Here is a 21014-nt window from a genome sequence, read left to right on the forward strand (position 1 = left end):
TGTTCGCCATGGCCCGTGCGGGTCAGGCGCCAGCCTTGCGTGTCAGTTGTTCGCGGCAATAATCGGCGAACAACTGCGCCGGTTTGGTCAGTTGCCCACGTTTGAGCCACGCCGCTACCAGGCCTGAACCGGTGACATCTTCGACAATGTCGACGCACACTACTTTCTTGCCGTCATAGGTGCATTCCGAGTGCGGCTTCGTCACCAGCACCGAGAAGCCGAACCCCTGGCCGACCATGCCGCGGACCATTTCGATCGACGGTGAGCTGAACTCGATGCGCGGGGTCAGGCCGAGTTCTTCGAACAGGCTGACGAAGTAGGTCCGGCTCGGCTGCACATCGAGCAGGATCATCGGCTCCAGACACAAGTCCCGCAGCGACACTTGCTTGTATTCGGCGAAGCGGTGATCGGCCGGCAGCAGTGCATAAGGGCGCTGCGCCGGCATCAAGGGTTCGGTCTGAATGGTCGCGTCGAGTTCGTGTTCGTACAAGATGACCAGATCGAACGCACCCGATGTCAGGCCTTGCACCAGTTCCTGTTGTTCACCGTCGCGGATGCGGATTTTCACCCCCGGATACAGCGCGCAAAACCCGGCGATCAATTGCGGCAGGTACAGCGGGGCGACGGTTTCGAAGCAGCCGATGTCGATCTGCCCGGCGACGATGTCGTTGTCGGCCAGGGCGTTCTGTTCGAACTCTTTGGCCATGCGCAGCAGTTCCTGCGCCTTGCGCAGAAAGCGTGCGCCGCTGGGCGTCAGGGACACGCCCTGGGCGTGATGGCGGATCAGCAGTTGCACGGCGAAGCTGTCTTCCAGTGCCTTGATCGCGGTGGAAATGGCCGGTTGGGCGATGTACAGCTTGCGCGACGCCTCGGCAACGCTGCCGCATTCGACGGTGGTGATGAAGTATTTGAGCTGACGCAAATTGTAGGCGGCCACGGCAAACCTCTGGACGAGCGGACTCGACTTCCAAGCAATTTGTGCGCCGCCACGTCCGCTGCGCGACGATGTGTTTATCTTTCAACCATAGCCATCTGGCCCGCGTTTGGGGCAAGTCATTGCCCAGTGTTTTTATTGCCTGCGAAGATATTTTTACTGGTTTTAGCCCGCACCGCCCTGAGCGACCATCAATGCACAATTAAAGCCCAGGGAGCATCCGAACGTGTTCGAGCTTGCAGAATGGCAGCGCCGCGCCGTTGCATTGAAGTTTCCCGATCAAGCCGTGATCGACGGCCAACCCTGCGCCGCACAATCGGGGCAGACCTTCGCCGCGATGAATCCCGCTACCGGGCAGTTGCTGGCCAATGTCGCGGCCTGTGGCGAGGCGGATGTCGATGCGGCGGTGCGCAATGCACGACAGGTGTTCGAGGCCGGTACCTGGTCACAACGCCCACCGGTGGAGCGCAAACAGGTGCTTCTGAAACTGGCCGATCTGCTGCTGAACCACCGCGAAGAACTGGCCCTGCTCGATTCGCTGAACATGGGCAAACCGGTGATGGATGCCTACACCATCGACGTGCCGGGCGCTGCCGGGGTGTTTCGCTGGTACGCCGAAAGCATCGACAAACTCTACGATCAGATTGCCCCCGCCGCGTCCAGCGTGCTGGCGACCATTACCCGTGAAGCACTGGGGGTGGTCGCCGCGGTGGTGCCGTGGAATTTTCCGCTGGACATGGCCGCGTGGAAACTCGCGCCGGCGCTGGCGGCGGGCAATTCGGTGATTCTCAAACCGGCGGAGCAATCACCGTTTTCGGCGTTGCGTCTGGCCGAACTGGCACTGGAGGCCGGACTGCCGGCAGGTGTGCTCAACGTGTTGCCGGGGCTGGGTGAACAGACCGGCAAGGCGTTGGGCCTGCACCCGGATGTCGATTGTCTGGTGTTCACCGGCTCGACTCAGGTCGGCAAATATTTCATGCAGTATTCGGCGCAGTCCAACCTCAAACAGGTCTGGCTGGAGTGCGGCGGCAAGAGTGCCAACCTGGTGTTCGCCGATTGCCGCGATCTGGATCTGGCAGCGGAGAAAGCCGCGTTCGGGATCTTTTTCAATCAGGGTGAAGTGTGTTCGGCCAACTCGCGTCTGTTGGTTGAACGCGCTATTCACGATGAGTTTGTCGAGCGCCTGAAAGCCCAGGCCGAGCGCTGGCTGCCGGGGGATCCACTTGACCCGCAAAGCCGTGCCGGAGCCATCGTCGATCACCGGCAGACGACGAGCATCCTGCGCGCCATTCACGGTGCAGTCCAGTCGGGGGCGACCTTGGTCTGTGGCGGTCAGCAACGGCGTTTCAACGGCTCGGACAACTTCATCGAACCGACGATTTTTACTGGCGTCAGCGCCGACATGCCGCTGTTTCGTGAAGAGGTGTTCGGCCCGGTGCTGGCGGTGGTGCCGTTCGACGATGAAGACGAAGCGGTGCGTCTGGCCAATGACAGTGTCTACGCGCTGGCGGCGTCGCTGTGGACGGATGATCTGCATCGCGCGCACCGCGTGGCCCGACGACTGCGAGCGGGCACGGTGTCAGTCAATACCGTCGATGCACTGGACGTGACCGTGCCGTTTGGCGGCGGCAAGCAATCTGGCTTTGGTCGCGACCTGTCGCTGCACTCGTTCGACAAATACACCCAGCTCAAGACCACCTGGTTTCAGTTGCGCTGAAACCGCGTGGACTCTGTCGCGAGCAGGCTCACTCCTACAATTGACCGTGCGCCCATGTAGGAGTGAGCCTGCTCGCGATGACTTAGGTACATTCAGCGAAAATTTCCGCTTTGCACCCACCCCGTGCATCCCCGCCAACATCGCCCCTCAGCGGTGCGCACTACCCAGTTTTTTCATCATTTGCTGCCAACAATTTCCTGATTTTCCTCACCGCGCACATGGGCCACCATCCCTCTCGTCAGCCCAAGCCTTCACGCCAGAGTCCAGCAGAGACCGCAGCGTGCATTGGCATCTTTGGCGCTGGCCGTACTGCCCATGACAAAACTAAATCAACAGCGTCGGGAGTGCTCCATGATCAAGTCCTTGTGTATCCGTCTCACTCATCCTCTGGCGATCACCGCCCTGGCCGCCACAGTCGCGACCAGCGCCCACGCCGGCACCTTGTCCATTGGCCACACCACGTGGGTCGGCTACGGCACGCTCTACCTGGCGCGGGATCTGGGCTACTTCAAGGAGAACGGTCTGACCGTCGAATTGCCAGTGGTCGAAGAAGCCTCGATGTACATGGCCGCCCAGGCATCCGGGCAGTTGTCCGGCTCCGCCTCGACCATTGACGAGGTGCTCAAGTACCGCCCGCAGTTCTGCTTCAAGGCCGTTGCGGCGCTGGATGACAGCCACGGTGGCGATGGCGTGCTGGTCGGCAAGGACGTCAAATCCCTGCAGGAACTCAAGGGCCAGGCCGTGGCCGTCAACGAAGGCTCGACCTCGCAGTTCTGGCTCTCGTACCTGCTGAAAAAGAACGGCATGAAAATGAGCGATATCACCGTGCAGAACATGACCGCGGACGATGCCGCCACCGCGTTCATCGCCGGGCGCGTGCCCGCCGCCGTAACCTGGGAACCACACCTGTCGATGGTCCGCGACAAACAGCAGGGCAAAGTGCTGATCGACAGCAGCAGTACCCCCGGCGTGATCGTCGATGTGGTGGCGCTGAACTGCAGCGTCATCGAGAAACAGCCGCAAGACGTCAAGGCGCTGGTGGCGGGTTTGTACAAGGCGGTGCAATACACCAAAGATCATCCCGAAGACGCTTACAGGATCATGGCCAAAGGTGTCGGTGGTTATCTGTCCGATCCCAAGGAACTGGCCGCCGCTGCCCAAGGTGTACGTTTCTACGATCAGGCGATGAGCGAGAAATTGCTCGGCGCACCGGGCAAGCCGGGCGACAGCGCAGCGCTGATCAAACTGGCCAACGAAACCGCCAGCGAATTGCAGGGTAAACCTTACAACGTCAGCAACGACGATCTGGTCGACAACCGTTTTGTCAGCCCGCTCTAGGAGGTCTGCAATGTTCAAGCGCAATTCGTGGCTGAGCCGCTGCCTCACGCCGAAGACCGGTTTGCCGGTACCGCTGGTGTGGAGCGCCAGCGGGCTGGCCTGGGTGTTGTTGATCGGTCTGTGGGCCGGGTTGTCCTACGGCGGTATCGTCCCGGGCATGTTCTTGCCGACGCCGGGGGCAGTGGTGGAAGCGGCTGTGCGCCTGAGCCGTGACGGCACCCTCGGCACCCACGTGTGGGCCAGTGTCGAAGTGGTGATGGTCGGCTTCATTCTGTCGTCGTTGGTGGCGGTGCCGCTGGGGTTATTGATGGGCAGCTTCCGCATCGTCCAGGCGTTCCTCGAACCGATGGTCAACTTCATTCGTTACCTGCCGGTGACTTCGTTCGTGCCGCTGTTCATTCTGTGGATCGGCATCGGTCTGGAGCAGCGGGTGTCGGTGATCATCTTCGGTGTGTTCTTTCAGCAACTGGTGATGATCGCGGACGTGTCCAAAGGCATTTCCAAGGACCTGATCAACGCTTCGTACACCCTCGGTTCCAATCGCCGCGACGCGGTGCTGCATGTCATCGCGCCGGCATCGGTGCCCGGCGTGCTTGATACCTTGCGCGTGACCATGGGCTGGGCCTGGACTTACCTGGTGGTGGCTGAACTGGTCGCCGCTTCCAGTGGGTTGGGCTATCTGAGTCTGAAGGCCATGCGCGGTTTTCAGGTCGACGTGATTTTCCTCGCCATCGCGATCATCGGCCTGCTGGGGCTGGTCACCGATCAACTGTTCCGTTTTCTCCGCTTGAGGGTTGCCGCATGGGCTCAGTGACTGCTGCCAATCATCGTTTTATCGAACCGGTCGCGAGCCCGGCGCAAGCGGCGCCGCGCTTGCAGGTGGACAAAGTCAGCCTGCGCTACAGCAAGCCTGGTGGCGGCACGTTCACTGCGCTTGAGGCAGTGTCGTTCGAGGTGCCGGATCAGCAGTTCGCCGTGCTGGTCGGGCCGTCGGGGTGTGGCAAGTCGAGTCTGTTGTACCTGACCGCCGGTCTGGCCGAGCCGACGTCCGGTGAGATCTACGTCGGCGGTCAGCAAGTGCAGGGCCCCGGCGCGGATCGCGGCATGGTGTTCCAGAGCTACACGCTGTTTCCGTGGCTGACGGTGCGCCAGAACGTCGAGTTCGGCCTCAAGCGGCGCGGTGTGCCGGCGGCGCGGCGCAAGGAGATTGTCGATTACTACGTCAACGAGGTCGGCCTGAGCGGGTTCGCCGACAACTACGCCAAGCAGCTGTCGGGCGGCATGATGCAGCGGGTGGCGATTGCCCGGGCGCTGGCCAACGATCCGCAGATCCTGCTGATGGACGAGCCGTTCGGCGCCCTCGACAGCCAGACCCGTCTGCAGATGCAGCAACTGTTGCTGCGGGTCTGGGGCAACAGCAAGAAGACCGTGCTGTTCGTCACGCATGACATCGACGAGGCGATTCTGCTCGGCGACCGGGTGTACGTGATGGGTGCCAAACCGGGGCGGATCAAACAGATCCTCGATGTGCCGATCGAACGCCCGCGTTCGCTGGACATGGTCATGGAGCGCTCGTTCATCGACATGAAGCGGCAGATCTTCGGGCTGCTGCATGACGATCTGGAAGAGGTCCACTGAAACGCGAGGCATCCCGCCCCTGTGGGAGCAGCTAGCTCCCACAGGGGGCCGATTACGCGAATGCGAAAACCGTTTTGACCCAGCCCTGCAAGGTGTATTTCTGGTAGATGGTCTCGGGCACATCGACATACGGATCGGTGATGAAACGCTCGGGAATCACCGGGTTGGCCTCGTCGATCACCAGGATGTTGGCCGGATTGTAGAAGTCGTAATCGACCACGCTGCGGTTGGTGGTGATGACTTTTTTGCGCGAGGCCATGGCTTCGAAGAAACGGAAGCTCAAGCCGGCCTGGCCGGGTTTGGCGATGTCCAGAATGATCCGCGAGCGCTTTACCAGCTCCCCCACGGATTCCAGCGACATACGTTGCTCGAAAAAGGTGATGCCCGGGTGCGCACCGGGGATCGGTTTGCACTGCACCAGAAACTTGTAATCGGTGACGCCGAGTCGATCGAACTCCCGCGCCAGCCCTTCCAGGGCCGGCACTCGATCCTTGCCGGCCATCACCACGAACGCCGAGTAGTCGCCGGGCGCACCGTCCGCGACGTAGTCCTCGTAAATGAAGTTGTAGTGCTTTTTCAGGCCGTAACTCTCGGCATTCCCCGGATCGAACGAAAACACCTCGTCATAACCGGCCAGTGCTTCGCGGGTCATTGGCCAGCGGCTGAAACTGTCGTAGAGGTAGGCGATCTTGCGGTCGGCCACATTCAGGCCGGCGGCCAATTGCTGCGGATCGATTTGCGCCGGGTTGATGATCAGCGCAACGTCAAAGCGCGCAGCCTTGCCGAGGACCTTTTTGAACTGGCGCAACTGGGCCCAGCGTTTGAGCGGGCGGCGCAGGATCTTTGGTGCCCGCTCAAAGCGGTTGGACAGCGACGAGGTGTCGATGAAGCACACGTCGTGCTCGGTCATCAGGTAGTCGGCCAGTTTGCCGGCGTAACCGCCGATGTCCTTGCACACCAGTAAGATTTTCATGGGCGTTCCGTGTCGTGAATGCGTGAGCTGAAGCAGAGGGCGCGTTGGTCGCCACTAGGGCGTGGCAGGCAACAGGAAGCGCGCAATCACCGGCAGATGATCGGAGATGCGCAACGTATCGTCCTGGCGCACCCTTGCTTCGACCCGTTTGATTTTCGGGCTGTAAAACAGATAGTCGACCGTGCGGTCCGGGCCATTCAGGCCAGGGTCGTTGGGATAGTGGGTCAGCCATTGCGCGCGGTCGATGCCGCTGGCCTCGTTGTTGGTCGGGATCATCGGGTATTTGTCCCACAGCAGGTGCAGTTCGCTGTCGGCGGAGTAGGGCGTGCGCTGCTCCTCCGGCAAGCGCCGGTATTGGCCGAGGGGCAACAGGTTGAAATCGCCGCCGATCAGCCACGCCAGGCCCTGGCTTTCATACTTGTCGAGCACCCTGGCCACGGCCGTCACCTGGGTCTGCAAGGTGTCATCCGGTTGGCTGGCACGTTCCAGATGGGTATTGAACACGGTCAGTTGCCCGCCATCGCTCAGGGGCAGTCGGGTGACGAGCAGCGCGTCTTTGGGCTGGAACTGGCGGCTGATGAAGTTGGCCTCGGCGACCGGCAATTGCAGGCGTTCGGCGTGTTCGATGCGGTAGCGGCTCAGGGTTGCCAGTTGTCGGCCGACGCTGCCGAAAATGTGCCGGTCAGGCACGAAATCGGCCTTCCAGTCGAAGGCGCTGGTGCTGCATGGATACAGGTCGGCAACCCGCTCCTGCAACAGCTTGAGCTGATCCTGATAATCGCTGGCCTTGGCGCCGTCATCCAGTTCCTGCAGCAGCACCACATCGGGCTGCTCATCGCGGATCACCCGCGCCACTTCATCGAGGCTGAACGCCATGTCTTCCAGGGTCGGCGCATCATCGTCGCCCTGGGCCAGGTCATTCCAGAACACGTAGCGCTTGCCGGCCAGGTACTGAACGTTCCACGTCATGACTTTCAGGGCCTGGCCGGGCACCAGCGTCGGCGCGCTGGTGGTGCAACTGACCGGCAGGGTTTCCCGGGCGTCGGGGCGCCAGGTCAGGCTGAACATCAGTGCGGCGGCCAGCGCGAGGGCGAGCAACACAAAGAACAGGGTGTAGCGCAGCAGACGGGTCATGGCTCGGCTTATAGCGTTACAGAAAGTGGCCCCGAGCATACCTGACGGCAGCCTCGAAGCCCAAGCGCAGAGCGGTCAGACCGCCCCGTCACGTTTGTCAGGCAATTCACTGATCAGCATGAACAGGCGAAACAGCACCACGCTGGTGAACAGTTGCAGGAAGCTGTGAGCGCTGTCGATCAACACGGCGATCAGCGGATTCTGCGGCTCGGGATACACCGCCAGCGTCGCGCCCTTGAGCAGCCACAGTGGCGTCATCACGCACAGGATGCATAGCAGGATTCGCCAGAAGTGCCCACGGGTCAGGCGCAGGCTTTCCTTCATGGCCTGCAACGGCCCCAGACCGCGCAGGACCAGCAGGTATTCACCGAACGCGAGCATGACCATCAGGATCAGGCCCGGCAGGAAATACAGCGACAGGCCCAACAGAATCAGCAGCGTGTTCAACGCGGTCAGTACGGCGAAGCGCGGCCAGAGGGTCGCGGCCATCGCCAGCAGATCCCGGTTGCGCGGCGCCTCGCCACGGCTGCGTGCATCGAGAAACAGAATCAGGGCGGCGGTGTACAGCGGATAGACCAACAGACCGACAATGACGCTGATCGCCGAGAAATTGTCCGGGCCGGTGGCGTGATCGACGACCTGTTGCAGAACCGCTTCGAAAATCACCAGCGGCAGGCACAACTGCACGATGCTGCCCAAATGACGTTTGAAAAAATACAGGGAGTCGCGCAGTACTTCGAAGGCATTCATCAGTCGGTATCGCAGGTCAAAAACAGTGGCTCACTTTAACCGATGATGGCAGGTGCGACACAAACGTAAACATTCGGTAAAGGTCATTGAAACATCCTGTCACTGTCTCCATTACGGGAGAGCACCTCGCCCACAGTGGGCGAGGGCAACGTTATCCCCGGCAATCTACGAGGTCGCCATGAACAGCGAAGAGCAAACCCTGATCGATGGACTGTTTTCCCGGCTGCAACAAGCCGAAACGGAGGCAGCCCCGCGCGACGCCCAGGCCGAGGCGCGGATCAAGGAACACCTGACCCGCCAGCCAGCGGCAGGTTATTTCATGACCCAGGCGATTCTGGTGCAAGAGGCGGCGCTCAAGAGCCTCGACGAGCAGAACAAGCAACTGACTCAACAAGTCCAGCAATTGCAGGCTGAGCTGCAAGCGGCCAAGACGCAAAGCGCGGCCCCCGCGCCAAGCGGTGGCGGCGGGTTCCTGTCCAGCATCTTCGGCGGCAGCCCGCGTCCGGCACCGACCCCAAGTGCTCCGGCCTCGACGGGCGGCTGGCGTGAGCCGGCACCGCAGCAGAATTTTGGTGCAGCACCGCCACAACAGAACTATGCCGCGCCACCGCCTAATTACGCGCAGCCAGCCGCCCCGGCAGCAGCGGGCAGCAGTTTCCTCGGTGGCGCCCTGAAAACCGCTGCCGGCGTGGCCGGCGGTGTGATGCTGGCGCAGGGCATCAGCAGCCTGTTCCATCAAAACCAGCAGCCCGAAGAAATCGTTGAAGTGATCAAGGAAGAGCCGGCGCAAGTGGCTGACCATAGCAACAATGGCTGGAATGATGACCAGCGTGTGGCCGATAACGGCTTCTCGGGCAATGACCAGGGCGGGTTCACCGACACCGACTACAGCGACGACAACTCATCGTTCTTCGATGACGATGATTCGTTCGTCTGACCCAAACCTTGCAGGTTGACATCGAACTGTCGCGAGGTGATTTATCCCCGTTGGGCAGCGTAGCGGCCCCGGTTTCTTGGGCCTGCTGTGCAGTCCAACGGGGATGAATCCCCTCGCCACCTTCACCGCTCGTCAGTAGCACCATGGCGCCTGTGGGTGATTATTCGCTGAACATTCCTCTTGGCTGGCATACTGAGCGCCTTTTTCGGGCCCGGCGCCTGATCCCGCTTCGTGCGCTATGCGCCCACAGGAATCCCGGTGAAAAAAATCGCAGTGTTCGCCGACGTGCAGAACCTCTACTACACCGTGCGTCAGGCCTATGGTTGCCACTTCAACTACGCCGCATTGTGGGCGGACATCAGCAAGGACGGGCAGATCGTCGAAGCCTATGCCTACGCGATCGACCGTGGCGACAGCAAGCAGCAGCAGTTCCAGCAGATCTTGCGCAACCTCGGTTTCACCGTGAAGCTCAAGCCCTACATCCAGCGCAGCGACGGCTCGGCCAAGGGCGACTGGGACGTGGGCATCACCCTCGACATCATGGACGCCGCCGACCACGTCGACGAAATCGTCCTGGCCTCGGGTGATGGCGATTTCGACATGCTGCTCGAACGCATCATCAGCAAGCATGGCGTGCAAGCGGTCGCCTATGGTGTGCCCGGCCTGACGGCCAACTCGCTGATCCGCGCCGCCAGCCGTTACGTGCCGATCGAAGGCGCGCTGTTGTTGAAAAACTGAGCCGCTACTGAAGAATTGATTTGAACGGAGTACAACCCGGTTTGGAACGCATTGCAGTCATCGACTTTGAAACCACCGGCCTGTCGCCGAACAGCAGCTGTCGCGCCACGGAAATCGCCGTGGTCATGCTGGAAAACGGGCGCATCGTCGAGCGTTACCAGAGCCTGATGAACGCCGGCGTGCGCGTCCCGGCCTTCATCGAACAACTGACCGGCATCAGCAACGCCATGCTGCGCAACGCGCCCTCGGCGGAAAGGGTCATGGAAGAGGTCAACGAGTTCGTCGGCTGCACGCCGCTGGTCGCACACAACGCCTCGTTCGACCAGAAGTTCTGGGACTTCGAACTGGGGCGGATCAAACGTACCCGTCTGCAGAACTTTGCCTGCTCGCTGTTGCTGGCCCGGCGCCTGATGCCGGCAGCGCCAAATCACAAACTCGGCACCCTGACCACCTTCGCCCGCCTGCCGCACACCGGTCAGGCGCACAGGGCGATGGCGGATGCCGAGATGGCGGCGAACCTGATGGCGCATCTGGCTGAAGAACTGCGGCACAAGCATGGCGTGCGTGAGTTGAACCACGACCTGCTGTGCAAACTGCAGAAAGTCCCGGCTGCCAAAGTCAGCGAGCACTTGCAACGCTACCGCTGAGGCAGAGCCCAACACAAAATCCTTGTAGGAGTTGGCCCGAGCTATTTACCGTTGCTGTCGATGTGGCCGAGTGGCACGCGCTTCTCGATCGCGCTCGACAACACAATCGAAGTCTTGCTGAAGCCGAACTTCGCCACCCGGTTGATCAACTCCTCCAGCTCCGTCATCGAACCCACCGCGCCCTTCATCATCACGCACGGATCGCCGGTCACTCGAAAGCACTCGGTCAGTTGCGGGATTTTCACCAGTTCGTCGTAGACCTTCTGACTGCCGTTCTGGTGCAGGCGCAATTCGATCATGCACTGGATCGGCAAGCCGATTTTCGACAGGTCGATGTTCGCCTGATACCCAGTGATCACTCCGGCCGCCTCAAGCTTGGCCACACGCTCGGCCACCGCCGGCGGCGAGAGGTTCACTTTGCGCGCCAGTTCGGCGTAGGACGCCCGACCGTTTTCCAACAGGGCGCTGAGCAGCATGCGGTCGTATCTGTCCAAGGCCGGACTCCTTAAATTGCCAGACTTTCGAAATCACGGTTTATCCCGTAGATCTCCGTTCTTTCAAAAGTGTACCGGCGCGATAAACAGGTTTTGTAGCTTATTTTTGCCTGCGTGCCTTTCTAGAATAATCCATCCCCTGACGCTGACTTTCGAGTTGCCCATGCCTGCCTTGCGCCGTTTTTCCTTGCCGTTGATCGCCGCGTTCTTTGCGCTGTATGTGATTTGGGGATCGACCTATCTGGTGATCCGCCTCGGCGTTGAATACTGGCCACCGCTGATGCTCGGTGGCGTGCGGTTCGTGATTGCCGGCAGCCTGATGTACGCCTTCCTGCGCTGGCGCGGGGCGCCGGCGCCGACCTGGGCGCAGTGGAAAGCCGCGGGGATCATCGGGATTTTGCTGCTCAGTTTCGGTAACGGTGCGGTGAGTGTGGCCGAACATAGCGGGGTGGCGTCCGGTGTGGCGGCACTGGCGGTGGCGACGGTGCCCTTGTTCACGTTGCTCTGTGGCTATTTCTGGGGGGCGCGCAATACTCGCCTGGAGTGGGCCGGGGTGGCGCTGGGGATTGTCGGCATCGCCATGCTCAACATGGGCTCCAACCTGCAATCGAGTCCGATGGGCGCGGCGCTGTTGATTTTCGCGGCGGCGACCTGGGCCTTTGGCTCGGTGTGGAGCAAACACCTGCCGCTGCCTCAAGGCGCGATGGCCAGTGCCGTTGAGATGCTGGTGGGTGGCGTGGTGCTGCTGATCGGCAGCGCGGCGAGTGGCGAGCACCTGCAAGCCGTGCCGCCTCTCGAAGGCTGGCTGGCGCTGGCGTATCTGATTTTCTTCGGCTCGATCATCGCCTTCAATTCCTACATGTACTTGCTCAAGCATGTGCGTCCGGCGGCGGCCACCAGTTATGCCTACGTCAACCCGGCGGTGGCGGTGTTGCTGGGGATCGTGTTTGTCGGCGAGACCATCGGCATTGAAGAAGCGCTGGCGATGCTGGTGATCATCAGCGCCGTGGTGCTGATCGGTCTGCCGCAGTGGCGGCGGCCGGCGCAGCCGCTCGTCGCGCCGCCGCCGAAGACAGCCGTGCCAGCAGAACAGCGCGTGAATTAGGGTAAACTGCGCGCCATTGCACACTCGTGTCGCACAACTGCGCTGAATTTTCCTACGGTATTCCCATGACTTTCGCCACCCTTGGCCTGATCGAACCCTTGCTGCGCTCCCTCGAGACGCTCGGCTACCAGACCCCGACGCCGGTTCAGGCGCAAGCCATTCCGGCCGTGCTGGCTGGTCGCGACCTGATGGCTGCGGCCCAGACCGGCACCGGCAAGACCGCCGGTTTCGCCTTGCCGCTGCTGCAGTTGCTGGCCATGGAAGGGCCGAAAGTGGCCGCTAATTCGGCTCGTGCACTGATTTTGGTGCCGACCCGCGAGCTGGCGGAGCAGGTTCATGAGTCGGTGCGCCAATACGCTGAAAATCTGCCATTGCGCACTTATGCGGTGTACGGCGGCGTCAGCATCAACCCGCAGATGATGAAGCTGCGCGGCGGCGTTGACGTGCTTGTCGCCACGCCTGGTCGTCTGATCGACCTGTTCCGCCAGAACGCGTTGAAACTCGATCAGTTGCAAACCCTGGTGCTGGATGAAGCCGACCGCATGCTCGATCTGGGCTTCTCCGAAGAACTGGCGAATATTTACCGCATGCTGCCGAAGAAGCGCCAGACGTTGCTGTTCTCCGCGACTTTCTCCGATGACATCCGCCTGCTGGCCGGGCAGATGCTCAACGATCCGCTGAGCATCGAAGTCAGCCCGCGCAACGTCGCGGCCAACACCGTCAAGCAGTGGGTGGTGACGGTGGACAAGAAACGCAAGCCGGAACTGTTCGTGCACCTGATGCGCAAGAACAAGTGGAAGCAGGTGCTGGTGTTCGCCAAGACCCGCAACGGTGTGGACGCGCTGGTGGAAAAACTCCAGGGCCTTGGTGTCAACGCCGACGGTATCCATGGCGACAAGCCGCAGGCCACCCGTCAGCGTGCGCTGGACCGTTTCAAACTCAGTGAAGTGCAGATCCTGGTGGCGACCGACGTGGCTGCCCGTGGTCTGGACATCGAAGACTTGCCGCTGGTGGTCAACTTCGATCTGCCGATCGTGGCCGAGGATTACATCCACCGTATCGGTCGCACCGGTCGTGCGGGTTCGACTGGCGAGGCGATTTCGCTGGTGTGTGCCGATGAAGTGAACCTGCTGTCGGCGATCGAGATGCTCACGCGTCAGACGTTGAAGCGTCAGAACGAGCCGGACTTCGAACCGGAACACCGCGTGCCGGACACCGATGCCAGCGGTCAGGTGATCAAGAAGCCGAAGAAACCGAAAAAGCCGAAGGCGTCCGGCGGCGGTGGCGGCAAGCGTAATCTCGGCAAGTGGGTCGACAGCGGTGAGACGTCGGCGCCGGAGCCTTCGATCAAGCCTGTGCGTAAAGTGCCGGTGTTTAACACCGGACCTCGTAAGCGTAAACCTTAAAGTCAAAAGCCCCTCACCCTAACCCTCTCCCGGAGGGAGAGGGGACTGATTGGGGGATGCGTTAATGTTGTGCCGACCTGAAAGAGCTTTGCCGAATTCATAATCGACTCGACCGTTCAGGTTGATGTATAGCGCCGGACACCTCGGTCGGCCCCCTCTCCCGGAGGGAGAGGGGACTGATTGGGGGATGCTTTAAGGTTGTGCCGACCAGAGAGAGCTTTGCCGAATCCATAATCGACTCGACCGTTCAGGTTGATGTATGGCGCCGGACACCTCGGTCGGCCCCATCTCCCGGAGGGAGAGGGGGCTGATTGGGGGATGCTTTAAGGTTGTGCCGACCTGAAAGAGCTTTGCCGAATTCATATTCGACTCGACCGTTCAGGTCGATGGATCGCCCAAGACACTTCGGTCGGCCCCCTCTCCCTCTGGGAGAGGGCTGGGGTGAGGGTTCAGGCAGACGCCTCGGACTTTAGCCACTGCACGACCCCCAACCCCGCAGCCCGCCCGCTGGCAAAACACCCCGTCAGCAGATAGCCGCCCGTCGGCGCTTCCCAATCGAGCATCTCCCCCGCGCAAAACACCCCCGGCAACGCCTTGAGCATCAATCGCTCATCCAGCGCCTCGAACGTCACGCCACCGGCGCTGCTGATCGCTTCGTCCAGCGGACGGGGTTTCACCAAAGTCAGCGGCAATGCCTTGATCGCCCGGGCCAGCAGCGCCGGATCGGCAAAGGTGGCGGCGTCAGTCAGTTCACGCAACAACGCTGCTTTTACCCCGTCGATCCCGACCTGACTGTGCAGATGTTTGGCCATCGAGCGCGAACCGCGTGGCTTGCTCAAGGCCGCCTGCAATTTATCCACAGGCCGGCCCGGCAGCAGATCAATGTGCACAGTCGCAGCACCCTGCGCGTTGATCGCCTCACGAATGGGGGCTGACAGCGCGTAGATCAGGCTGCCTTCAACGCCCGTCGCAGTGATCACGCATTCGCCCAGGCGCGGGATGTCGTCGTTCAAACCGATGGCGACGTTTTTCAGCGGTGCGCCGGCGAATTTGCTGACAAGCAATTCGCTCCAGGCCTGCACCTCGAAGCCACAATTGCTCGGCTGCAACGGCGCCAGTCCTACACCTTTTTGCTCCAGGGGCAGCATCCACGCGCCATCCGAACCGAGGCGCGACCAACTGCCGCCGCCGAGGGCGAGCAGGGTCGCATCGGTTTTGACGGTGATTTCGCCATCGGGACTGGCGATACGCAGTGCGCCTTGCGCATCCCAGCCGAGCCAGCGGTGGCGGGTGTGGATAACCACGCCGCTGTCGCGCAGGCGTTTGAGCCAGGCGCGCAGCAATGGCGCGGCTTTCATGTCAGTGGGGAACACCCGGCCGGAGCTGCCGATGAAGGTTTCGATGCCCAGTTCATGAATCCAGCGGCACAACGCATCGGCGTCGAAGGCGCGCAGCAACGGCGCAATCTGCGGTGCGCGTTCGGCATAGCGCGAGAGAAACGCCGGGTAGGCTTCGGAATGGGTGATGTTCATGCCACCGACCCCGGCCAGCAGGAACTTGCGACCGACCGAGGGCATGCCGTCGTACAGATCGACACGCACGCCGGCCTGGCTCAGCACTTCGGCGGCCATCAGGCCGGCAGGGCCACCGCCGATGATGGCGACGTGAGCGGGGAGGCGGGCAGAAGTCTGGGTCATGGCGTGCGCTGCGGTATGGCGGGATAAGGCGCGCATTCTAACAGCGCAGATCCCTTGTAGGAGTGAGCCTGCTCGCGATAGCGGTGGATCAGTCAACTCTGAGTTGAAGGGGCTGACGCGATCGCGAGCAGGCTCACTCCTGAAAGGATTTGGGGTAGTTCAAGATGTTGGTCAAAAAACGACCATTGCGCTGTAAGCCATGCTCACTGTGGTCTGTAGTCCCTTTCACTCAGGTTATCCACAGGCCGTTCCACAGCCATTGTGGGTAACGCAGCACAACTCAATGACAGCCGTGTGACTGCCAGACCCGTTGCGCGCTGTGATGCAGGATGCCGTGGCGACGGGCGAGGGCGTGGCGATCCTTGCTGTAACCGCCGCCAATCACACCGACCACCGGGATGTCGCGACCCAGGCAATGGCGCATTACGCGTTCATCGCGGGCGGCGACCCCTTCGTCGGTCAGTTGCAGGTATCCGAGGGCATCGTCCTTGTGCACATCGACGCCGGCGTCGTACAGCACCAGGTCCGGTTGGTACAGCGGCAGCAGATAGTTGAGCGCGTCATCCACAACCTGCAGATAGTCGGCATCGCCCATGCCTTTGGGCAGCGGAATGTCCCAATCGCTTTCGGCCTTGCGTGCAGGAAAGTTCTTCTCGCAGTGCAGGGAAACGGTAATCGCCTCCGGCGTGTCGTGGAGAATCCGCGCGGTACCATCGCCCTGGTGCACGTCGCAGTCAAAGATCAGCACGCGATTGACCCGACCGCTTTGCAGCAGGTAGTGGCTGATGATCGCCAGGTCATTGAAGATGCAGAAACCGGCCGGGTAATCGTAATGGGCATGATGGGTGCCGCCGGCCAGGTGACAGGCCAGGCCATGTTCCAGGGCTTTCTCCGCCGCCAGAATCGAACCGCCCACCGCACGCACGGTGCGTCGCGCCAGGGCTTCGTTCCACGGCAGGCCAAGACGCCGCTGGTCTTCGCGGGACAACTCGCCGCTCATGTAGCGTTCGATATAGCGACGGTCATGGGCGAGGGCGAGGATGTCGTTGGGGCAGATCTGCGGGCGCAGCAGATCGGCGTCGCGGGTCAGGCCACTGTCGACGAGGTGATCGCGCAGCAGCCGAAACTTGTCCATCGGGAAGCGGTGGTCCGCCGGGAATTCGGGGCTGTAGTCGTCGTGGTAGATCAGCGGCAGTGGCATGGCGATTTCATGTAGGAAACGTTTGTAAGAGTGAAGGATCCTACCAGCGATGTAGACTTGCGGCATGGAAACGGAGGGGCACGATGGAGCCGATACTGGAACTGCAAAGCGCACGCCTGCTGATGCGACAGTGGCAGGACGAAGATTTGCCGGCATTTGCGGCGATGTGTGCCGATCCGCAAGTGATGCGTTATTTTCCGGCAGCGCTGAGCCGTCTGGAAAGTGCGGCACTGATCGGCCGCGTGCGCGGGCATTTTGCCGAGCACGGTTTTGGCTTGTGGGCGCTGGAGCGCAAGGACAGCGGCGAATTCATCGGTTTCACCGGGCTCGGTGTGGTCGGTTTCGATGCGCCGTTTACGCCTGCGGTGGAAATCGGCTGGCGGCTGGCCAAGGAGCACTGGGGGCTGGGTTATGCCAGTGAGGCGGCGTGGACGGCTCTGCGCTGCGGCTTTGACCGGCTGGCGCTGAAAGAGATCGTGTCTTTCACCGCGCAATCCAATCTGCCCTCGGAGAAGGTCATGCAGGCAATCGGCATGCATCACGCGCCGGAGGATGATTTCGATCACCCCAAACTTGCCGCCGATCATCCGCTACGACGACATGTGCTGTATCGCATCACCCGGGAGCAATGGCTGCAGACCTTGCATGGCTAAGCCGACACGGACGTTTACAATGGCGCGACAGTGGCTCGCGCCAGAACCTGAATTGCCCGCCGCAGCCAAGACTGCGCGGCATAGCTTTGTGTGAGGAGAGTCTGAATGAGCCAAGTGTTGGAAGATCTGGTCGACTTGCTGACCCTGGAACCGATCGAAGAAAACCTGTTCCGCGGCCGTAGCCAGGATCTGGGTTTCCGTCAGTTGTTCGGGGGTCAGGTACTCGGTCAGTCGCTGTCGGCGGCCAGTCAGACCGTTGAAGAGGCGCGTCATGTGCATTCGATGCACGGCTATTTCCTGCGTCCGGGCGATGCCAAGTTGCCGGTGGTGTATTCGGTTGATCGCGTGCGCGATGGCGGCAGCTTCAGCACTCGCCGGGTGACCGCGATCCAGAAGGGCCATCCGATCTTCACCTGCAGCGCCTCGTTTCAGTACGACGAAGCAGGCTTCGAGCACCAGAGCCAGATGCCGGTGGTGGTCGGCCCGGAAAGTCTGCCGTCGGAGCTGGAACTGACCCAACAGCGCGCACACCTGATTCCGGAACACATGCGCGAAAAACTGCTGTGCCCGAAACCGATCGAAGTGCGCCCGGTCACCGAAAAAGACCCGTACAACCCGCAGCCGGCCGATCCGGTGAAATACGTGTGGTTCCGCGCCGACGGTGCGCTGGCCGATATTCCGGCGCTGCACAAATACCTGCTGGCCTACGCCTCGGACTTCGGCCTGTTGACCACCTCGATGCTGCCGCACGGTAAATCGGTCTGGCAGAAAGACATGCAGGTCGCCAGCCTCGATCACGCGCTGTGGTTCCACAACGACTTGCGCGCCGATGACTGGTTGCTCTACGCGATGGACAGTCCGTGGGCCGGCAACTCCCGTGGTTTTTCCCGTGGCAGCGTGTACAACCGCGCCGGTCAACTGGTGGCGTCGGTCACTCAGGAAGGCTTGATTCGTCACCGTAAGGACTGGGCATGAGCCTGAGCGATGTGAAGCACTGGGTGTTCGACATGGACGGCACGCTGACCGTCGCCGTGCATGACTTTGCGGCGATCCGCGTGGCGCTGGCGATTCCGCCGCAGGACGACATCCTCACTCATCTTGCGGCATTGCCGGCAGATGAAGCGGCGGCCAAACACGCCTGGTTGCTGGAGCACGAGCGTGATCTGGCGCTGGGCTCGACCCCCGCCACTGGCGCTGTGGAACTGGTGCGCGACCTGCATTCGCGTGGTTATCGCCTCGGCATCCTCACCCGGAACGCGCGCGAGTTGGCGCATGTGACGCTTGAGGCGATTGGTCTTGCCGACTGCTTTGCGGCGGAGGATGTACTGGGTCGCGACGAGGCGCCGCCGAAGCCGCATCCGGGTGGTTTGCTGAAGCTGGCAGACGCCTGGAAAGTGCCTGCCAGCAAGATGGTCATGGTCGGTGATTACCGCTTTGACCTGGATTGCGGCAGGGCCGCCGGGGCGCGGACGGTGCTGGTGAATCTGCCGGATAACCCGTGGCCGGAATTGACCGACTGGCATGCGCAGGATTGTGTCGAGTTGCGGCGGATGCTTCTGGCCTGAAAATTCTGGGTGCTTAGCGGGCCTCATCGCGAGCAGGCTCACTCCTGCAATTGGAATGCGTTCCCCTGCAGGCGTGAGCCTGGTCGCGATGGCGTCAGATCAATCAGCACAAAACTTATTCGAACAACGCCTTCTGCCCCTCCGGCGAGGTCAACATTCCATCGCCGTTATGCCCAACCCCGGGCACTTCAACCAGCCGCTGATTCACCCCTTCCGGATGGCGCCGCAGCAGATAGCCGAAAAACAACTTGCCGCGCTCCAGGCGATAAGCCCCTTGCGCCTCGGCTTCGCACCCCTTGTCCAGCGCCGGATGCTGCGGATCAATGTCCTGCTGGCCGAGCAGATACGTCACTTCACGCTTGATGTAACTGCTTTCAAGCTGCAGCGGCGTTTGCCCACCGGCGTACACCGGCATGTCTGACAGACCGTATTTCCAGCGATTGAAGCCCACGCACTTGGCATGATCGAACGCCACCGGCCGCTGTTCATTGAAATACGCATACGACGAAGGATTGGCAACCACGTAGCGCAAGCGGATGCCGTTGGCCTTCAGCGCAGGCTGGTCTTTGGCGAGCAGGGCATACCGCTGCACCACCTGGCCGCCGCCGGAATGGCCGAACATCACGATCTGCTTCACGTCCGGGAACTGTTTGCGGTCAGCGAGGCGGGCGACGATTTCATCGAGTGCGGCATAGGCGCTCAACGGATTCGGGCCTGTGGATAACCCGCCGCCCATCCACTCGTTACCCTTCCAGCGCAACAACGTCGCGGGCAACGAATACAGGGCCACATCACTTTCGTTGAGAAACTGCGGGGCGATCACCAGCGTGTGCGCGGTTTGCCCCGCCAGCTCGGTCGCGCGCTCGGCGCTTTTGCGATAGGTCTCGGCGTTGCGCAAGCGACCATGAATGACGATCAGCACACGCTCGATCTTCTCCGGCGCAGGGCCGATGCCCACCGCCATTTCCCCGGCCTTGAGTTGCAGGCGACCGGGGCTGATGGCATCGACGCCGGCCGCGTGGGCGGTGCTGCCAATGATCAGTAATGCCAAAAGCCATTTATGCATTTACAGGTTTTTCGCTGCGAAGGTGTCGCACTGGCCGACCTGGCCCTGCGCGAATCCGGTTTTGAACCAGCGCACCCTTTGCGCCGACGTACCGTGAGTAAACGAGTCCGGCACCACACGGCCCTGACCCTGTTGCTGCAGGCGATCATCACCGATGGCGTTGGCCGCGTTCAAGGCTTCCTCGATGTCGCCGGGTTCCAGCCAGTTCAAACGTTTTTGCGCGTTATACGCCCAGACTCCGGCCAGGCAGTCGGCTTGCAGCTCCTGGCGCACCAGCAAACCGCCGGCACCTTCCATCTGCCGGCCCTGCTGACGGGCTGTCTGAATTTTCGCCGAGACGCCAAGAAGCGTCTGCACATGGTGTCCGACTTCGTGAGCGATGACGTAGGCCTGGGCGAAGTCGCCGGCGGCCTTGAAGCGTTGCGTCATTTCCTGGAAGAACGCCATGTCGAGATAGACCTTCTGATCGGCCGGGCAATAGAACGGGCCGGTGGCGGAGGTTGCCAGGCCGCAGGCGGAGTTGACCCGATTGCTGAACAGCACCAGGGTCGGGTCCTTATATTGCCGACCGGCCTGTTGGAAAATCGCGCCCCAGGTGTCTTCGGTATCGCCGAGGATCGAGCGCACGAACTCGGCCTGTTCGTCATTGGCCGGAGGCGCCTGCCGGGTCTGTGAGGAGGTGGCCGTTTGCTGGCCCGTTTGCCCGGTAAGCTGGCCGAGGATCTGCAACGGGTCCTGACCGGTGATCCAGCCGATGCCGACGATCAGCAGAATGGCCCCGAGGCTCAGGCCTTTGCCGCCACCAAAACCCATGCCGCCGCCACCGCCGGCATCATCACCACGGGCATCGACGACGTTGTCACTGCGTCGGCCTTTTTTCCATAGCATGTGGGAATCCTCTTTTTTCCGGTGGAGAGCTTCGGGGGTGATGAAAGCTTCGTGGTGAAGAACGTTACGTGGTGTTGAGTGTTGCTGGTGTGTGAGTGTGGCGCCAGTCCGGCTATCCGTCTATTCGTGGACA

General features: G+C 61.5%; 21 protein-coding genes. 12 read left to right on the forward strand and 9 right to left on the reverse strand.

Annotated features, from left to right (window positions below; genetic code table 11):
- Positions 1-22: 22 nt before the first annotated feature.
- Positions 23-937: a LysR family transcriptional regulator gene (locus tag K5Y35_RS11385; protein ID WP_123463895.1), complete on the reverse strand. Its 915-nt coding sequence runs from the start codon at positions 935-937 to the stop codon at positions 23-25.
- 223 nt (positions 938-1160) lie between these two features.
- Between K5Y35_RS11385 and K5Y35_RS11390 the strand changes: the two genes are divergently transcribed.
- The 4 genes from K5Y35_RS11390 to K5Y35_RS11405 all read left to right on the forward strand — a co-directional run bounded on the left by K5Y35_RS11390 (position 1161) and on the right by K5Y35_RS11405 (position 5627).
- A complete protein-coding gene (locus K5Y35_RS11390; RefSeq protein WP_222834238.1) occupies positions 1161-2651 on the forward strand; it encodes an aldehyde dehydrogenase in 1491 nt (496 codons plus the stop codon).
- A 351-nt stretch (positions 2652-3002) separates the two neighbouring features.
- Positions 3003-3989, forward strand: a complete 987-nt coding sequence (locus tag K5Y35_RS11395) for an ABC transporter substrate-binding protein (RefSeq protein ID WP_123463899.1) — start codon at positions 3003-3005, stop codon at positions 3987-3989.
- 10 nt (positions 3990-3999) lie between these two features.
- Complete coding sequence (locus K5Y35_RS11400) at positions 4000-4803, forward strand: ABC transporter permease (RefSeq protein WP_222834239.1); 804 nt, start codon at positions 4000-4002, stop codon at positions 4801-4803.
- Complete coding sequence (locus K5Y35_RS11405) at positions 4791-5627, forward strand: ABC transporter ATP-binding protein (RefSeq protein WP_128615970.1); 837 nt, start codon at positions 4791-4793, stop codon at positions 5625-5627. The genes K5Y35_RS11400 and K5Y35_RS11405 overlap by 13 nt, the downstream gene beginning before the upstream one ends.
- Positions 5628-5679: 52 nt before the next feature.
- Here the strand turns inward: K5Y35_RS11405 and K5Y35_RS11410 are convergent, their stop codons facing one another.
- From K5Y35_RS11410 to K5Y35_RS11420, 3 genes are all read right to left on the reverse strand, one after another.
- On the reverse strand, positions 5680-6600 hold the full coding sequence (locus K5Y35_RS11410; RefSeq protein WP_222834240.1) for a hypothetical protein: 921 nt from the start codon (positions 6598-6600) through the stop codon (positions 5680-5682).
- A 54-nt stretch (positions 6601-6654) separates the two neighbouring features.
- Entirely contained in the window at positions 6655-7734 is a 1080-nt protein-coding gene (locus K5Y35_RS11415; protein ID WP_222834241.1) for an endonuclease/exonuclease/phosphatase family protein, read from the reverse strand.
- Between the two features lie 75 nt (positions 7735-7809).
- The gene (locus K5Y35_RS11420) at positions 7810-8484 is read right to left on the reverse strand and encodes a YciC family protein (RefSeq protein WP_222834242.1); all 675 of its coding nucleotides are present in this window, start codon (positions 8482-8484) and stop codon (positions 7810-7812) included.
- A 178-nt stretch (positions 8485-8662) separates the two neighbouring features.
- Between K5Y35_RS11420 and K5Y35_RS11425 the strand changes: the two genes are divergently transcribed.
- From K5Y35_RS11425 to K5Y35_RS11435, 3 genes are all read left to right on the forward strand, one after another.
- Entirely contained in the window at positions 8663-9421 is a 759-nt protein-coding gene (locus K5Y35_RS11425; protein WP_222834243.1) for a DUF2076 domain-containing protein, read from the forward strand.
- Positions 9422-9679: 258 nt separating this feature from the next.
- Positions 9680-10159, forward strand: a complete 480-nt coding sequence (locus K5Y35_RS11430; RefSeq protein WP_007949802.1) for an NYN domain-containing protein — start codon at positions 9680-9682, stop codon at positions 10157-10159.
- Between the two features lie 41 nt (positions 10160-10200).
- The gene (locus K5Y35_RS11435) at positions 10201-10806 is read left to right on the forward strand and encodes a PolC-type DNA polymerase III (protein WP_222834244.1); all 606 of its coding nucleotides are present in this window, start codon (positions 10201-10203) and stop codon (positions 10804-10806) included.
- 41 nt (positions 10807-10847) lie between these two features.
- Here K5Y35_RS11435 and K5Y35_RS11440 read toward each other — a convergent pair whose 3' ends face one another.
- Complete coding sequence (locus tag K5Y35_RS11440) at positions 10848-11300, reverse strand: Lrp/AsnC family transcriptional regulator (RefSeq protein ID WP_123463913.1); 453 nt, start codon at positions 11298-11300, stop codon at positions 10848-10850.
- Between the two features lie 163 nt (positions 11301-11463).
- Between K5Y35_RS11440 and yedA the strand changes: the two genes are divergently transcribed.
- Together yedA and K5Y35_RS11450 are read left to right on the forward strand one after the other, a co-directional pair.
- Positions 11464-12405, forward strand: coding sequence for a drug/metabolite exporter YedA (gene yedA, locus K5Y35_RS11445; RefSeq protein WP_222834245.1), 942 nt, complete (start codon positions 11464-11466; stop codon positions 12403-12405).
- 65 nt (positions 12406-12470) lie between these two features.
- Positions 12471-13811 (forward strand): DEAD/DEAH box helicase, encoded by a 1341-nt coding sequence (locus K5Y35_RS11450; RefSeq protein ID WP_123463918.1) that lies wholly within the window; start codon positions 12471-12473, stop codon positions 13809-13811.
- A 449-nt stretch (positions 13812-14260) separates the two neighbouring features.
- Here K5Y35_RS11450 and K5Y35_RS11455 read toward each other — a convergent pair whose 3' ends face one another.
- A complete protein-coding gene (locus K5Y35_RS11455) occupies positions 14261-15508 on the reverse strand; it encodes a TIGR03862 family flavoprotein (RefSeq protein WP_222834246.1) in 1248 nt (415 codons plus the stop codon).
- A gap of 280 nt (positions 15509-15788) precedes the next feature.
- Positions 15789-16709, reverse strand: a complete 921-nt coding sequence (locus K5Y35_RS11460) for a histone deacetylase (protein WP_123463922.1) — start codon at positions 16707-16709, stop codon at positions 15789-15791.
- 83 nt (positions 16710-16792) lie between these two features.
- On the opposite strand from K5Y35_RS11460, the gene K5Y35_RS11465 reads away from it, so the two are divergent.
- From K5Y35_RS11465 to K5Y35_RS11475, 3 genes are all read left to right on the forward strand, one after another.
- Complete coding sequence (locus K5Y35_RS11465; RefSeq protein WP_123463924.1) at positions 16793-17362, forward strand: GNAT family N-acetyltransferase; 570 nt, start codon at positions 16793-16795, stop codon at positions 17360-17362.
- A gap of 105 nt (positions 17363-17467) precedes the next feature.
- Positions 17468-18337, forward strand: coding sequence for an acyl-CoA thioesterase II (gene tesB, locus K5Y35_RS11470; protein WP_222834247.1), 870 nt, complete (start codon positions 17468-17470; stop codon positions 18335-18337).
- Positions 18334-18927 (forward strand): HAD family hydrolase, encoded by a 594-nt coding sequence (locus tag K5Y35_RS11475; protein ID WP_123463926.1) that lies wholly within the window; start codon positions 18334-18336, stop codon positions 18925-18927. Before tesB ends, K5Y35_RS11475 begins: the two co-directional genes overlap by 4 nt.
- 115 nt (positions 18928-19042) lie before the next feature.
- Here K5Y35_RS11475 and K5Y35_RS11480 read toward each other — a convergent pair whose 3' ends face one another.
- On the reverse strand, positions 19043-19993 hold the full coding sequence (locus K5Y35_RS11480) for an alpha/beta fold hydrolase (protein ID WP_123463928.1): 951 nt from the start codon (positions 19991-19993) through the stop codon (positions 19043-19045).
- Entirely contained in the window at positions 19994-20881 is an 888-nt protein-coding gene (locus K5Y35_RS11485; protein WP_222834248.1) for a neutral zinc metallopeptidase, read from the reverse strand.
- Between the last annotated feature and the right edge of the window lie 133 nt (positions 20882-21014).

It is taken from the genome of Pseudomonas sp. SC3(2021) (genome assembly GCF_019856535.1).
GTDB classification, from domain to species: Bacteria; Pseudomonadota; Gammaproteobacteria; order Pseudomonadales; family Pseudomonadaceae; genus Aquipseudomonas; species Aquipseudomonas monsensis.

Coding starts and splice junctions, on each gene's coding strand:
- K5Y35_RS11480 (WP_123463928.1), bottom strand. CDS start 19,993: ATGCATAAATGGCTTTTGGCATTACTGATCATTGGCAGCACCGCCCAC.
- K5Y35_RS11465 (WP_123463924.1), top strand. CDS start 16,793: ATGGAGCCGATACTGGAACTGCAAAGCGCACGCCTGCTGATGCGACAG.
- K5Y35_RS11455 (WP_222834246.1), bottom strand. CDS start 15,508: ATGACCCAGACTTCTGCCCGCCTCCCCGCTCACGTCGCCATCATCGGC.
- K5Y35_RS11420 (WP_222834242.1), bottom strand. CDS start 8,484: ATGAATGCCTTCGAAGTACTGCGCGACTCCCTGTATTTTTTCAAACGT.
- K5Y35_RS11410 (WP_222834240.1), bottom strand. CDS start 6,600: ATGAAAATCTTACTGGTGTGCAAGGACATCGGCGGTTACGCCGGCAAA.
- K5Y35_RS11460 (WP_123463922.1), bottom strand. CDS start 16,709: ATGCCACTGCCGCTGATCTACCACGACGACTACAGCCCCGAATTCCCG.
- K5Y35_RS11405 (WP_128615970.1), top strand. CDS start 4,791: ATGGGCTCAGTGACTGCTGCCAATCATCGTTTTATCGAACCGGTCGCG.
- K5Y35_RS11485 (WP_222834248.1), bottom strand. CDS start 20,881: ATGCTATGGAAAAAAGGCCGACGCAGTGACAACGTCGTCGATGCCCGT.
- K5Y35_RS11425 (WP_222834243.1), top strand. CDS start 8,663: ATGAACAGCGAAGAGCAAACCCTGATCGATGGACTGTTTTCCCGGCTG.
- K5Y35_RS11395 (WP_123463899.1), top strand. CDS start 3,003: ATGATCAAGTCCTTGTGTATCCGTCTCACTCATCCTCTGGCGATCACC.
- K5Y35_RS11450 (WP_123463918.1), top strand. CDS start 12,471: ATGACTTTCGCCACCCTTGGCCTGATCGAACCCTTGCTGCGCTCCCTC.
- tesB (WP_222834247.1), top strand. CDS start 17,468: ATGAGCCAAGTGTTGGAAGATCTGGTCGACTTGCTGACCCTGGAACCG.
- yedA (WP_222834245.1), top strand. CDS start 11,464: ATGCCTGCCTTGCGCCGTTTTTCCTTGCCGTTGATCGCCGCGTTCTTT.
- K5Y35_RS11400 (WP_222834239.1), top strand. CDS start 4,000: ATGTTCAAGCGCAATTCGTGGCTGAGCCGCTGCCTCACGCCGAAGACC.
- K5Y35_RS11475 (WP_123463926.1), top strand. CDS start 18,334: ATGAGCCTGAGCGATGTGAAGCACTGGGTGTTCGACATGGACGGCACG.
- K5Y35_RS11415 (WP_222834241.1), bottom strand. CDS start 7,734: ATGACCCGTCTGCTGCGCTACACCCTGTTCTTTGTGTTGCTCGCCCTC.